General features: G+C 39.3%; 9 protein-coding genes and 1 pseudogene. 1 reads left to right on the top strand and 9 read right to left on the bottom strand.

What is annotated here, in order from left to right; translation table 11 throughout:
• Window positions 1-171 precede the first annotated feature (171 nt).
• The 6 genes from ACFX4E_RS22260 to ACFX4E_RS22235 all read right to left on the bottom strand — a co-directional run bounded on the left by ACFX4E_RS22260 (window position 172) and on the right by ACFX4E_RS22235 (window position 7069).
• Window positions 172-1155: an agmatinase family protein gene (locus tag ACFX4E_RS22260; protein ID WP_043979095.1), complete on the bottom strand. Its 984-nt coding sequence runs from the start codon at window positions 1153-1155 to the stop codon at window positions 172-174.
• A complete protein-coding gene (hutI, locus tag ACFX4E_RS22255; protein WP_377238458.1) occupies window positions 1130-2419 on the bottom strand; it encodes an imidazolonepropionase in 1290 nt (429 codons plus the stop codon). The genes ACFX4E_RS22260 and hutI overlap by 26 nt, the downstream gene beginning before the upstream one ends.
• A 16-nt stretch (window positions 2420-2435) precedes the next feature.
• Window positions 2436-4097, bottom strand: coding sequence for a urocanate hydratase (hutU, locus tag ACFX4E_RS22250; RefSeq protein ID WP_043979099.1), 1662 nt, complete (start codon window positions 4095-4097; stop codon window positions 2436-2438).
• A 50-nt stretch (window positions 4098-4147) separates the two neighbouring features.
• Complete coding sequence (hutH, locus tag ACFX4E_RS22245) at window positions 4148-5659, bottom strand: histidine ammonia-lyase (protein WP_098248917.1); 1512 nt, start codon at window positions 5657-5659, stop codon at window positions 4148-4150.
• Window positions 5660-6015: 356 nt separating this feature from the next.
• On the bottom strand, window positions 6016-6840 hold the full coding sequence (locus ACFX4E_RS22240; protein WP_060747550.1) for an aldo/keto reductase: 825 nt from the start codon (window positions 6838-6840) through the stop codon (window positions 6016-6018).
• A gap of 37 nt (window positions 6841-6877) precedes the next feature.
• Window positions 6878-7069, bottom strand: coding sequence for a hypothetical protein (locus ACFX4E_RS22235; protein WP_034275619.1), 192 nt, complete (start codon window positions 7067-7069; stop codon window positions 6878-6880).
• Between the two features lie 307 nt (window positions 7070-7376).
• Between ACFX4E_RS22235 and ACFX4E_RS22230 the strand changes: the two genes are divergently transcribed.
• Entirely contained in the window at window positions 7377-7850 is a 474-nt protein-coding gene (locus tag ACFX4E_RS22230; RefSeq protein ID WP_028408141.1) for a YbaK/EbsC family protein, read from the top strand.
• Window positions 7851-8718: 868 nt separating this feature from the next.
• Here the strand turns inward: ACFX4E_RS22230 and ACFX4E_RS22225 are convergent.
• The 3 genes and pseudogenes from ACFX4E_RS22225 to ACFX4E_RS22215 all read right to left on the bottom strand — a co-directional run bounded on the left by ACFX4E_RS22225 (window position 8719) and on the right by ACFX4E_RS22215 (window position 13826).
• Window positions 8719-9027 carry a DUF5634 family protein gene (locus ACFX4E_RS22225; RefSeq protein ID WP_098248919.1) on the bottom strand — a complete coding sequence of 103 codons (309 nt, stop codon included), beginning with the start codon at window positions 9025-9027 and terminating at the stop codon, window positions 8719-8721.
• A 230-nt stretch (window positions 9028-9257) separates the two neighbouring features.
• A pseudogene (gene map, locus ACFX4E_RS22220) lies at window positions 9258-10053 on the bottom strand (type I methionyl aminopeptidase).
• A gap of 194 nt (window positions 10054-10247) precedes the next feature.
• Window positions 10248-13826 (bottom strand): glycoside hydrolase family 32 protein, encoded by a 3579-nt coding sequence (locus ACFX4E_RS22215; RefSeq protein ID WP_377259178.1) that lies wholly within the window; start codon window positions 13824-13826, stop codon window positions 10248-10250.
• Between the last annotated feature and the right edge of the window lie 50 nt (window positions 13827-13876).

Below are 13876 nucleotides of genomic sequence, written 5' to 3'. Positions count from 1 at the left end.
AGTAAATATATTATTACTAAATTTGAATAAAAACAATAAAAATCGTTTATTTTAGTAAAAATATATTTACTAAAATCCATACATACTTCTAAAGTTATTTTATCCCAATCTCAACAATCGTTTATGAATCTTATAAAAAGAGCCATAAAAAAAGTAAGGAAGCACACTTCCTTACTTTCTGTTTGCAACGCCCGTTAAAAAATTCAAAAACACGTGTACGCCTGCTTTCACGGTAATTTCTCCTACATCACGCAGCGGATCTAGACATACAATGTCCATTGCTTGAACAAGGGGATGACTCCCCGCGGTGTATACTGCTTCAAACAACTCATCTGTCCTCATTCCGCCTGTCGTTCCTGCTGGAACTCCCGGTGCGTAAGCGATATCTAACACGTCCATATCAACTGTTAAATAGATCATGTCTACCTCTTTGCTCAGCTGTTTTAATGCTTCTTTCACCGTATGAGTTATTCCTGCTTTTCTTGCTTGCAGTAACGTTACATAATGAACGCCTTTGCTATCTGCATATTCCTTTAACGATTTTGAATTATAAAACCCGTGAAGTCCGATATTCCATACATGAGCTGCATCAATCGTGTTGCTTTCGATCAAATTACGTATAGGGGTTCCGTTAGAAGGACCGTTATCTTCTAAGCTGCGTAAATCAAAGTGCGTATCAAACTGTAAAATTCCTATTTTCTGTTCGGGATATGACTCTTTCCACCCTTTTACTAACATAGCTGTAATAGAATGATCTCCTCCAAGCATAATAGGAAGCGCATGCGGATGGCATTTCCGCATAGACATCATCGCTTCTTTTATATACTGATGAGACTTCCCTATATCCGTGACGTGCTGCTTGACGTCTCCTAAATCCAGCACTGACAAGGAAGTCAAATCCGTATCATACTCAATATGATACGGGTTAAAGGATTTCCAGAGCTTCCTCATGGCCATTGGCGTCTCACTGGCTCCAGAAGCGCTAATGGAAGATCTTGAAAGAGGTACGCCTAAGACCGTAATATCTATCGATGTAAAGTCGACGTTGCTCCCATCTTCAACTGTCTGAATCCAATCACTTACTTTGGGGTCAGAAGTACTTTGACGCTGCCAGCAAAAAGGCGGTCGATCAAGCTGTGGGTACGGATAGTTCATGTAAAACACCGCCTTCAACCACAACTTTTCCATCTTTTAATACCGTGTCTACAAGATTTACGGCATAGTTATACTGCAGCGTTTGGTAATTGGGAGCGTCAAATAGCACTAAATCGGCTTTTTTACCTACTTCAATACTTCCGATTTGATCCCCTTTGCAAATGGCATGAGCCGCGTTAATCGTACAGGCGGTTAAAACTTCTGCTGGCGTCATCTTCATCGTTAAACAAGCTAAATTCATAATAAACGGCAGCGATTCCGTAGGAGAAGATCCTGGGTTTCGATCTGTAGACAAAGCAACAGGCACTCCTGCTTCGATCATTTTTCTAGCACGCGCCGGCTCTTCCATTAAAAAGAATGCAGTACCCGGCAATAGGACGGCTATAACTCCGCTTTCAGCCATTTGCTTAATTCCTTGATCCGATGCCTTTAACAAATGATCCGCTGACACAGCTCCCACTTTAGCCGCTAATTCTGTCCCTCCAAAAGACACAATTTCATCGGCGTGAATTTTAGGTTTTAGTCCGTATGCTTTTCCAGCTTGTAAAATACGATCTGACTGTTCAACTGTAAACACGCCTTCTTCACAAAATACATCACAAAACTCCGCTAGCTCTTCTTTTGCAACGATTGGTATCATTTCTTCGATAACGAAACGAACAAACTCATCTTCATTTCCTTTGTACTCAACTGGCACCGCATGAGCTCCCATAAAGGTTGAAACAACATCTACCGGATGCTGTTCATTCAGTTTCTTCGCTACTTTTAATTGTTTGATTTCATCTTTAAGATTTAAACCGTACCCGCTTTTGGCTTCGACAGTTGTAACTCCGTACTGCAGAAATTTATTTAAACGTTTTGTAGATTGCTTGATTAGCTCCTCTTCTGTTGCTTGTCGTGTACTAACGGTTGTTTGTAAAATTCCTCCTCCCGCTTTTAAAATATCAATATACTTTGCCCCGTTTAAGCGCATTTCTAATTCTTTTTCACGACTGCCGCCAAACACAAGGTGAGTGTGTGGATCAATTAACCCAGGCGTTACGATTTTTCCTTCGGCATCAATTATATTAATAGGTTCATGAATATGCTCAAGGTATTCCTGCGCTTTGACGTCAGGCCCAACAAATACAATTCTTCCATTTTTCACGAGTACGCTGCCATTTTCAATGATTCCCAGATCTGACATTTCCTCCGATCGTCTAGGCTGACTTCCTCCCTTAACCGTAATGACTTGTGCAGCGCATTTGATATACGTAATAGCCATACGTATCCCTCCTTTTTTATTCATTTAACCCCGGAATTTGTATTCCTTTTTCTTTTGCAGTTTGAATGGCCTTATCATAGCCGGCATCTACATGACGAACTACACCCATGCCTGGGTCTGTTGTTAAAACACGTTCTAGACGTTTGGCGGCTTCTTCCGTCCCGTCTGCTACTACAACCATTCCAGCGTGAAGAGAATACCCCATGCCTACTCCTCCTCCGTGGTGAACAGATACCCAGCTTGCGCCTGCTGCCGTATTAACTAATGCATTTAAAATCGGCCAGTCTGCTACTGCATCACTGCCGTCTTTCATTGCTTCAGTTTCACGATTTGGCGACGCCACAGAACCGGCATCTAGATGATCTCTGCCAATAACGATAGGTGCTGACAGTTCTCCGTTTGCTACCATATCATTAATAATTTTTCCAAAGCGCGCTCTTTCTCCGTATCCTAGCCAGCAAATGCGAGCCGGCAATCCTTGAAACTCAATTTTTTCTCTCGCCATTTTAATCCAGTTGCAAAGATGCGTATTATCCGAAAACTCACGTAAAATGACTTCATCTGTTTTATAAATATCCTCTGGGTTTCCTGACAAAGCGACCCATCGAAATGGTCCTTTTCCTTCACAGAACTGCGGACGGATATACGCTGGGACAAATCCTGGGAAATCAAATGCATTCTTGATGCCTTCATCAAGCGCCACTTGGCGAATATTATTGCCATAGTCAAAAGCAACCGTGCCTTTTCTTTGCATCTCTAACATGGCTTGAACGTGGATAGCCATACTGGCTTTTGATTGTTTTATATATTCATTTGGATTTGTATTCCGCAATCTTTCTCCTTCTGCTAAGCTGACTCCAATCGGCAAATATCCGTTAAGTGGATCATGTGCCGATGTTTGATCCGTCACAATATCTGGGATAAATCCTCGCTCTATCATTTCAGGAAGAATCTCGGCTGCATTTCCAACTAACCCAATGGAAAGCGCTTTGCCCAATCTTTTTGCATCTTCAGCTAACGTGATTGCATCAGCTACACTTTCGACTACCGTATCGCAATATTTTGTTTCGATACGTTTTTCAATACGCGTGCGATCAACATCAATTCCAATTACAACGCCGCCTGCCATCGTAACGGCTAGCGGCTGTGCACCACCCATTCCTCCTAATCCGGCTGTTACCGTAATCGTTCCTTTCAAAGTTCCGTTAAAATGCTGGTTGGCACACTCAGCAAATGTTTCATACGTTCCTTGAACAATGCCTTGGCTTCCGATATAAATCCAGCTTCCTGCAGTCATTTGTCCGTACATCATTAACCCTTTTTTATCAAGCTCATGGAACGTCTCCCAATTTGCAAAAGCAGGAACAAGATTCGAATTCGCTAATAAAACACGCGGTGCATCACTGTGGGTTTTAAAAACCGCAACAGGCTTACCGGACTGTATGAGAAGCGTTTCATCTTCTTCTAACTCTTTTAACGCTGCGACAATACGATCGAACGCCTCCCAGTTACGGGCTGCTTTTCCGATTCCTCCGTATACGACTAACTTTTCCGGATGCTCCGCTACTTCAGAATCTAAATTGTTTAGAAGCATGCGAAGAGCAGCTTCTTGTACCCAGCCTTTTGTCGTTAGTTCCGTCCCACGAGGTGCTTTCATTCCACTTTGTTTTGTCTCCATTTTGTTTTCCTCCTCTATAAAAATGAAAAACTGTTAAACGAACATTTTTATTACAGCGCTAGTTCATAATTAGTATCTTGCACAAAGGTTTTGAAATCAGCTGCTAACACTTCAATATCACGTGAGAAAATTCGATCTTTAGTAATGGTTGGTACGGTTTTTCTAATTCTGGAATAAATTTTTCTTGTTTCCGAAGCCAGTTTATCCACCCCTTGAATATCGGCTGCTTGAGCCGCACAAATTGCTTCAATCGATAGAACCCTTCGTGTATTTTGGATAATTTGATAAGCATGACGTGCAGCAGTCGTTCCCATGCTGACATGATCTTCTTGATTCGCTGAAGATGGGATAGAATCGACACTTGATGGATGCGCTAATACTTTATTTTCGGAAACTAATGAAGCAGCAGCGTATTGAGTAATCATGAGCCCGGATTCTAAACCAGGATCTGCACTTAAAAATGCCGGCAGCCCGCTAAGCTGAGGGTTTACTATTCGTTCAATGCGCCGTTCAGAAATATTCCCAAGCTCCGCCATTGCAATTCCTAGAAAATCCATAGCAAACGCAATGGGCTGCCCGTGAAAGTTCCCTCCAGAAATTACTTTGCCGCTGTCGGCAAAGATGAGCGGGTTATCGGTTGCTGAATTAATTTCAATTAACAGCTTTTCTTTTACATAATTTAAAACTTGATAAATAGCACCATGAACTTGAGGAATGCAGCGCAGTGAATAAGCATCTTGCACTCTTATTTGACCTTGAGAAGTAGTTAATTGACTGCCTTCTAAATATGAAAGAATTCGGGCAGCTACCTGCTGTTGTTCCGGATAAGGTCTTACTCCATGAGACTCGGGCATGAATGCATCTAAAATGCCTTGCAGGCCTTCTAACGTCAGTGCTGCAATCCCGTCAGCAAGATCTGCTAGCTTTTGAGCTTCAAGGTACGAAACTACTCCTACAGCTGTCATTGCCTGAGTGCCGTTGATTAAAGCTAGCCCTTCTTTTGCTTGTAATTGGATAGGCTCAAGCCCCGCTAGCTTTAAAGCTTCTTCTCCTTGCATTCGCTGACCATTATATACAGCTTCTCCTTCTCCAACTAACAGCAGCGCTAGATGTGATAATGGAGCTAAGTCACCGCTAGCTCCAAGTGAACCTTGACTTGGGATAACTGGCACTACATTTTGGTTTAAGCAATCGATAAGCAGCTGCAAGGTTTCCAGTCGTATGCCTGAATACCCTTTAGCCAATGCATTTGCTCGTAAAAGCAGCATCACTCTGCTTACCTCTAAAGAAAATGGTTCTCCTAGTCCGCAGGCATGACTCCGAATCAAGTTAATCTGCAGATCAGCTAAGTCCATTTTTGAAATAACCGTATCGCTAAACTTTCCGAATCCAGTATTTACTCCGTAAATTACGTTGTTGTTCGTAATACTCTCTTCAACTAACGTTCTGCTTTTTTGGATATGTTCAACTGCGTGATCGCTAATTTTTACGGAGTATCCTTGGTAAATAACTTTGTAGATTTGGTCGAACGTCAGTGAATTTCCGTCGATTTGAATAAACATCATACCCGCTCCCTTGTTAAACTGTAGACTACCTTTTTTTGAACACAAAAAGGGGCTATATCAAAGAGGAAACAAGCTCCTTTTGATATAGCCCCCTATAAACTAACCTACTTACACTATGGGCTTTTATTAATAATTGGCATTTCAACTTATACATACAAACAATCGCTAAATGACTAAATCACTATACACTTTAAGCTGTACAACTTAAAGCAACTAGGGTACCTACACTAAGTATTACGCTGAATTAATCATTTGTCAATTGTTATTTAAGAAAATTTTAAATAATCTGAAATAAACTTATTATTTCTTATAGCAGCGATGATTCACGGCTGCACAATTTTATTTTTCAAACGTTATCGGACGTTCATGTCACTTGGGTGCGGACCTTTGCGGCGATTGCTGTTTAACCCATTAATCTCTGCCATATCATCGGCAGTGAGTTCAAAATCAAACACGTTAAAGTTTTCTTCTATTCTAGACGGTGTAACTGATTTAGGGATGACAATTGTGTTGTTTTGTAAGTGCCAGCGCAATACAACTTGAGCCGGAGTTTTGCTATGTACTTCAGCAATTTTTTGAATGACCTCGTCTTGTAACACTTCTCCTCCTTGATCAAGAGGGCTCCATGCTTCCACAAAAATATTATGTTTGGCGCAAAACTCTTTTAATTCATTTTGAGCTAGATACGGATGGCACTCAATTTGGTTTAAAACCGGTGTTACATCACATTCGTTTAACAAGCGCTCTAAATGCTCAATTTCAAAGTTGCAGACGCCAATTGCTTTTACTTTTCCATCGTGATAAAGCTTTTCTAATGCTTTATACGTCTCCACATACTCATCATATTGAGGCGTAGGCCAGTGAATTAAATATAAATCGACATAATCAAGTCCTAATCGTTCTAAGCTTTCATCAAATGCACGTAATGCATTTTCATAGCCTTGGTCGCTGTTCCAAACTTTTGTTGTAATAAACAGCTGTTCTCGAGGAACAGAAGATTCTTTAATCGCCTGGCCTACTCCTTCTTCATTTTTATAAATCATGGCTGTGTCAATAGAGGTGTACCCAACTTCAATTGCTTTTGACACTGCAGCTGCTGCCTGGTTATCTTCTACTTGCCATACGCCAAATCCAAGCTGAGGCATTTTTAAACCATTGTTTAATGTAACAGTATTCATTTTACACGTCTCCTTTTTTGTTAAAAAATTCAAAGTTTTAATGATGGTGCCAGCCGATCAGCATAGCAACCTGTCCCATTATAATGCCGACTGGGATTCCTATAATCATGGCTCCAAATCGAAATTTAAAAGACCATGCACGCGGCACAAGGGAGAATAAATAAATCATACTCATCGTTGCCATACATGTACTGCTAAAAAAACTGACGACAGTGTGTAAATTTGGCATTACTTCTCCTCATTTCACTAGAACGTTTGCGCCTTTTCAATTTCATCATTTATCTTTCGTTCTAATGCCTATGTTTTCGCAGCCGACATAGTTACATTCGTCAAATGGTTCCGTAATCCTGCTTTAATCAGTTAAAAATACTTTACCTACGTAACTTTTTTAATTAAAACGAATATGTGCTTTTAACTTCAAAGTTGTGTATAATTTCTGTATATTAAAATAATAAGATTTTTTCACTGTAAAGAACAACTGCACGTTTTCTGTAAGGCAATCATACATATTTGCAAGAAAGGAATGGATATAAAAAATGTCGATTGGAAAAGTAAAAGCATATTTTAAACAATATGGTATGGAGAATCGAATTATCGAAATGGATGAGTCCAGTGCTACTGTAGAACTAGCAGCGCAAGCTTTAAAATGCGAGCCGAAACGGATCGCAAAAAGTCTTTCTTTTAACGCCGAAGGAACTGTTCTATTGATTGTGGCAGCAGGAGATGCGAAAATTGATAACCGAAAATACAAAGAAGAGTTCGGAACCAAAGCAAAAATGCTTGGAGCAAGTGAAGTAGAAACGCTGATTGGTCATGCTGTAGGCGGCGTATGCCCTTTTGCCGTTAATGAAGGTGTTCACGTGTATCTAGATGAATCTCTGAAACGTTTTGTCACCGTTTTCCCTGCCTGTGGAAGTGGAAATAGTGCAATCGAATTAACAATACCTGAACTAGAAGAATTTTCGAAATGCTTAAAGTGGGTTGATGTATGCAAAGGATGGAATGAATAATTTAGGTAAATTACGGTACAGCTATACATAAAATAAATAAATCAGCACGCCAACAAGCTGAAACCGTTTTTTGTTTCAGCTCATTGGTGTATCTAAACGAATTTATGAAACAGCTTAACCCAACCTAGGTAAGAAACCCCTAAGAGAAATACAAAAAGAAATAGTAAAGGAATGTTCCTAGGGATAAAAAGCCAGCCGTCTAACGTATTCCACAGAAATTCACTTTTATTTGCTTTTCTCATCATTTTCACCTCAAGCAGATTTACTATTTTGTCTTCAAAAATTCTTTTACATAGTTATATACAGTATCTTCAACTTATGACCTTTTTTCAAGAAAAACGTGCACGGAAAATTGATTGAATATGAACCTTCTTAATTTATACCCGTTATGTACTCATTCATCATCTTAGTTTCCTCTGTAAAAAAGAAGAAGCCTACATTTTTAGATGCAGGCTTCTTCTAGTTGATTCAGTCTTTCCTTTGTTTGCCTAGTCAGGCCCTTTCGTTACGTATATCGGTTCATAACCAAAGTGCCTTGTGTCAGATACGAATATCTGCTTTCAATTTGCGGTAATACATTTGCTGAAGTCGCTGTTAAGCCTTTCAAAACTAATCAGTCCCTTCATACGCTAAGTATTTAACCTTTCACAACAACCATTTGCATGATAGCTGCTGTACTATATGTGTACCCCGTATTTATATAGTAAAACCTTAAAAAACAACTTTTTATTATATAATTTTTCTAGACTTCAAAGCAAAGAAAATTTAGATAGTATAGATGAAAGACACCCCTCACCTATTAGCGCTTCTACTGCTCGTACTCAAGCGTTCAAAGAAAAGCATCCGCAGTGAAATTCATCAAATTTATTTAATGTACGATTTCATCAATTTTTTGAAATGCATCTTCAAGTGAAGTATATCCATTTGTTTCTCCTTCGTTACCTTGAACGGTCCATTCTTGCTTTTCTACTGCTAGTTTCCCGTCTTTATCTTTTAGATAAGGTCTGTTAAGCATAAACACATGATCATTCTTTTTTACTGTGTAGCCAAGATAATAGTGATTACCTTCTCCTTCTTCTTCATATACGGAGACGCCTTGAAGGTTATATTTGTTTAAAATGTCATCCATATGATGCGTCAGTTCACTTATAGCCGTTTCTCTTTTTACATATTCCACATTTTATACCCCTTTTCATTTTGATTTATGTTTAGCATTCCCTTGAGCATATTCAATTACACTATCTTTCAAACGTTATCTGAACAAAGCAAATCAATATGATCATCATTCATTGCATAATAAATCAAAAAAGCCACCTCACTATAACACAATAAAAAAACATTGCTAAGTGAAGTAGCTTTTTATTAATTAATGGAATCTATAAAAATAAGAAGACGTGCGAAACTTGATTATAGTTCAGTTAAAATAATCGGTTCGCCGTTTGTTACCACAATCGTATGTTCACACTGTGCTACAAGACTATTATCAGGTGTAACAAACGTCCAGCCGTCGTCTCCGCGTTCAATGATATGATCAGCTTTCATAGAGATAAATGGCTCGACAGCAATAACAAGGCCTTTTTTCAAAAGGGCTTTATCCATTGGATCATAATAGTTTAAAATATGGTTAGGAGCGTCATGCAAGCTGCGGCCCACACCGTGACCCGTTAAGTTTTCAATAACAGCATATCCGTTTTGATGTGCAAAGTTAGAGACAGCACGACCAATTTGGTTTTGTTTTGAACCAGCTTTTACTTTTTTCATGGCTGCCCAAAATGCATCTACTGCAGCCTGGCACAGCTTTTCTTTTTCTTCGTCTTGCCCAATAACAAATGAAATACCCGTATCTGAATAATAGCCGTCAAGTACGGCAGATACATCCACATTGACTAAATCGCCATCTTTTAATACTCGATCTCCCGGAATACCGTGAGCCACTTCTTCGTTTACACTAATGCACGTTACACCTGGGAAATTATATTCTTTTTCAGGTGCAGAAATAGCACCGTGTTCATCCAATATTTTTTTACCGATCATATCAAGCTCTTTTGTTGTCATGCCTGCTTTTGCTTGGTTTTTCATCTCTTCGCGCGCAAGTGCAACGATGCGTCCAATTTTGCGTAAACTTTCTAAATCTTGTTCGTTACCAATAATCATAAAAAACACTTTCCTTCCTCGAAATATATATCCTATCCGATTTTATCATATTTTTATGAGGATTTTTCAAAAGACCTTTTAAGAACTAAAATGTACAATTAATTAGACTAGTAAGATATTTATCATATGTCAAAATCCTCTTCACTAACCTATGGAATTCAAAAAAGCATGCTACTTTACCGCAGCATGCTTTTTTATGGTATATAAAAGCTCCCTCAAACAAGCAGAAGCTTTCACAATTCCTTAATCCACTGTTTCAAACTTCACATCATTAAACAAACTAGTAGAATTCCACACGTTCAACCCCGCATAGCCTTCTGAAAAGGTATGGTCCACTGCATCAATCACAAGCTTATCATTGAGATAAACTTGAATGTGTTCTCCTTCAGCCGTTACTTTCAAGCGATAATCCGTATTTGTCTTTAAATCCAGCTTTCCCCCATCATTGTAAATAATGAGGTCCTTTCCTATTCCGTCTCTAAACGCAATGAGTTTTACTTGATTATTAAGCACATCTACATTCGCAGCGTAAGCGTTATTTACCTGTTCATCCGAACGGAATACTAACGCTCCTGCTCCTGTAGAATTTGAAACAGGATCGTCTAACACCTTTATCTTTGCCCCATATATAAAATTCTTTGCATTTTCTGATGATAAGGTAAAGGAATCTTCTTTGCTTCGTCCTTGTTTTCCGTTAATCGTATCGGCCCATAGTCCGCTAATGCTTTTCCACCCTGATAAGTTTGTTTCAACAGGACTTTTATTCCAAATAGATTTTAATGGATACATCTTCAAGGAATTCAATTTCACAGCTCCTCCTTTGCTATAAAGCCTTATTTTATTACTTGAAAGCGTCGGAAAGAGCTGATCTGTTATTACTTCTGTGCCGTCATTACCAAATACTTCTACAGATGACTGGTCTACAAACATATGAAGCTTAACCTTTCCGTCTTTTGGAAGCATGGAAGCAGAGTGTTTGCCTTTCACATCTTCACCAAAATCAAAACTTCCAGAGTTTGTTCGGTCAACAAATAATCGCTGCTTGTTTACGTTATAGCTGACTTTTGTATTTTCACTGCCTTCTTTTTGAATTTGAAAACCAAATTCTTGTGCATCTGTATTAGAAACATCAAATTCTGCCATAATTTCATATTTGTTTTCCTGTATGCCTGAAAGAAGATTTTTATTTTCAACGACCATCAGATTCTTTAACACCTTTTTTTCTTGCTTATTGCGAATTGAATCAATTGAAACAGGTATTTGTTTTAAACGAAGCCCTTTTGCTGTGTTGGTGAGTTCTATTTTTCTTGGAATTGACATAGAACTTCTCCAAGTAGTAGTTGGGGTATTGTTGGCATATTGCCAGTTGCTCATCCAGCCTAGCCAATACTTTTCTCCGTTATCTCCTTCAACTCCGCTCCAATCTACAGCAGCATAAAAGTCGGCACCATAATCTGTCCAAAGCACTTCCTCTGGCGGGTTTTCATTTTTAAATGTTTTCCCGTCAAAATCTCCAACAAAGTACTGCATACCTGAACCTCCAGCTGCCGCTCCATCATTGATGCTGACTTGCAGCACCCATTTTTTCTTTGTACTGTCTCCATCAACCGGCAGTTCGAGTAAAGTAGGACACTCCCAAATCCCTCCGTTGCTTCCATGAGTTGATTCCACCCATTCTCCTGACACAGTATTCCAATCTGAAAGCTCTCCGCTTTCCCTTTGTTTAACTTCCTCCGGTTCTTTTGCTACACTGTCTATTTTCTCCGGCATTTTTTCTGTATTAAATACATTAATATCATCTAGATTAATGTGCCCCCATCCGCCTACAGCTTGATCAACGGCTTTAACGTACAATACTTCTCCTATATACTTAGAAGCATCCCATACGTAGCGCTGATACTTTTCATCTGCAAACTTTGTATTCGCTTGACGAATCAATTCTTTATCGTCAGAGGCCCTGACTAAGGAGACATAGCGGTTTGTGGGGTCGTTTCCGCCTCCCATTAACAAATTGATTTCACCTGATCCGCTCAATTTAAAATAAGATGAATGTAATTCTCCAGTGGCATTATCGCCGTCTTGCTTATCGGAAAATCCCCATAAATGATACTTTCCTTTTTGTTCAAAGAGACCGCTCCAATTTGCGGTGGCATCCGTTACATGATCGTTTGTGAATGCATTTCCTTTTATCGTTTTCCAGCCGGTGAGATCGCCTGTTTCAAAACTTTTATTTTTAATTTCCTTTTCATCTGTATCAATAAACTTGGTCATGTTAACATCTTGAAACCGGACTGAGGATTGATGAACATGTAATCCAAACAATCCTTTTGAAAAAGTTTCATCTTTTGCAGTAAGGGTGAAGTTATCGTCTATATACAAATCAAGTTTATTTCCCGAGGCAGTTACTTTTACTTGATGTGATTTGCTCGCATCAATTTTTGCGTTGATTTCGGCAAGGACAGTTGAAATGCCATTTTGAAGCTTTACTAGTTTGATTGTATCTTTAGAAGCATCCACGCTAGCTATATATCCGTTTTTGGCTTCCGCGTCTGCCCGAAAGAGTAGTGCACCTGAACCAGGATTTCCATCTAAAAATGTCATATTTGACTTAAAAATGAACTGATCTCCCTGTTCTTCACTCATGATATATCCATCGCTGTCAGATTTACCGGTTTTTCCATCAGCAGTATCATTCCACGTTCCCGTAACAGGTTTCCAGTTAGATAGATTGGTTATAAAATTAGATTGATTCGTAAATTTAACATGACGAAAGACAGCTGTGGAATTCCATGCTGTTAATCCAAACTGACCATTTTCAAAAGATGCATCACTGCCTTCTAGAACCTGTTTTCCATTTAACAGTACCTTTAAGTAGTGACTGTTTGTTTCTACTTTCACATGATATGCTTGTGATGTATCAAGCCTCATCGGCTTTGAAACAACGGTCGTTACGTTTCCTTTCTCCACTTTGTTAAGTGTTAAGAGGTTCTTTTCTGCATCTAAATTGACGGTATATGCGTTTGTTGCGTCTTTATTAGAACGAAAAACAAGACCGCCTGCGCCTGCGCGTCCATTCTTTTCTACAAGCGTAATTTCTCCCTCCAGAGTAAAGGATTGACCTTTTTGTTCGGATAAAGTATATGAGTAGGCACCATTTTGACCGTTTGCTTGGATGCCTCCATCAGGTCCAAACTCACTTGCGTATTTCCAACTTTTCAAGTCAGGTGATGTATAAAACATAATTTTATCTTTAGCAGCTAAAGACATCACCCACTGCTTGGTTTGCTCGTGCCAAAACACTTTTGGGTCGCGCCAGTCAGGAACTGGGGGATTGGGCATAACAGGATTTCCTTCATACTTGGTCCACGTTCTTCCGCTGTCCTTGCTGTATGCTAGACTTTGCACTTGTCCTTTTCTGCCCGAGTGTGTAAAGATAGCTACCATTGCTTCTTTTCCAAACCCTGCGGTATTATTCCAATCGATAACGGCACTTCCTGAAAAAATCTCTCCGTTCTCGTCTGGAGAAAGAGCAATCGGCAGGTGTTTCCATTTCACTAAATCTGTACTAACTGCATGCCCCCAGTGCATAGGTCCCCAAGTGGTACCATAAGGATAATACTGATAAAAAAGGTGATACTCTCCGTTATAATAGACCATTCCATTTGGATCGTTCATCCAGTTCGCTTCTGGAGAAAAATGAAATTGATTCCGGTATTTTTCTTGATAATACCCTGTATTATCAGCTAATACAGGGTATGCAGAAAACAAGCTTATGGAACAAGCGACTCCAATCATCAATAACTTTTTAACGATTCTTTTCATCTTCCTTTCCTCCTTTATTTGCATACTGGTTATGTAAAACATTTTCACCA

The organism is Priestia sp. YIM B13491, assembly GCF_042787605.1.
GTDB lineage: Bacteria > Bacillota > Bacilli > Bacillales > Bacillaceae_H > Priestia > Priestia megaterium_E.
Note: the sequence above shows the minus strand (reverse complement) of the source record. Positions and strands in the feature narration are given on the sequence as shown.

Coding starts and splice junctions, on each gene's coding strand:
- ACFX4E_RS22260 (WP_043979095.1), bottom strand. CDS start 1,155: ATGAACTATCCGTACCCACAGCTTGATCGACCGCCTTTTTGCTGGCAG.
- hutI (WP_377238458.1), bottom strand. CDS start 2,419: ATGGCTATTACGTATATCAAATGCGCTGCACAAGTCATTACGGTTAAG.
- hutU (WP_043979099.1), bottom strand. CDS start 4,097: ATGGAGACAAAACAAAGTGGAATGAAAGCACCTCGTGGGACGGAACTA.
- hutH (WP_098248917.1), bottom strand. CDS start 5,659: ATGTTTATTCAAATCGACGGAAATTCACTGACGTTCGACCAAATCTAC.
- ACFX4E_RS22240 (WP_060747550.1), bottom strand. CDS start 6,840: ATGAATACTGTTACATTAAACAATGGTTTAAAAATGCCTCAGCTTGGA.
- ACFX4E_RS22235 (WP_034275619.1), bottom strand. CDS start 7,069: ATGCCAAATTTACACACTGTCGTCAGTTTTTTTAGCAGTACATGTATG.
- ACFX4E_RS22230 (WP_028408141.1), top strand. CDS start 7,377: ATGTCGATTGGAAAAGTAAAAGCATATTTTAAACAATATGGTATGGAG.
- ACFX4E_RS22215 (WP_377259178.1), bottom strand. CDS start 13,826: ATGAAAAGAATCGTTAAAAAGTTATTGATGATTGGAGTCGCTTGTTCC.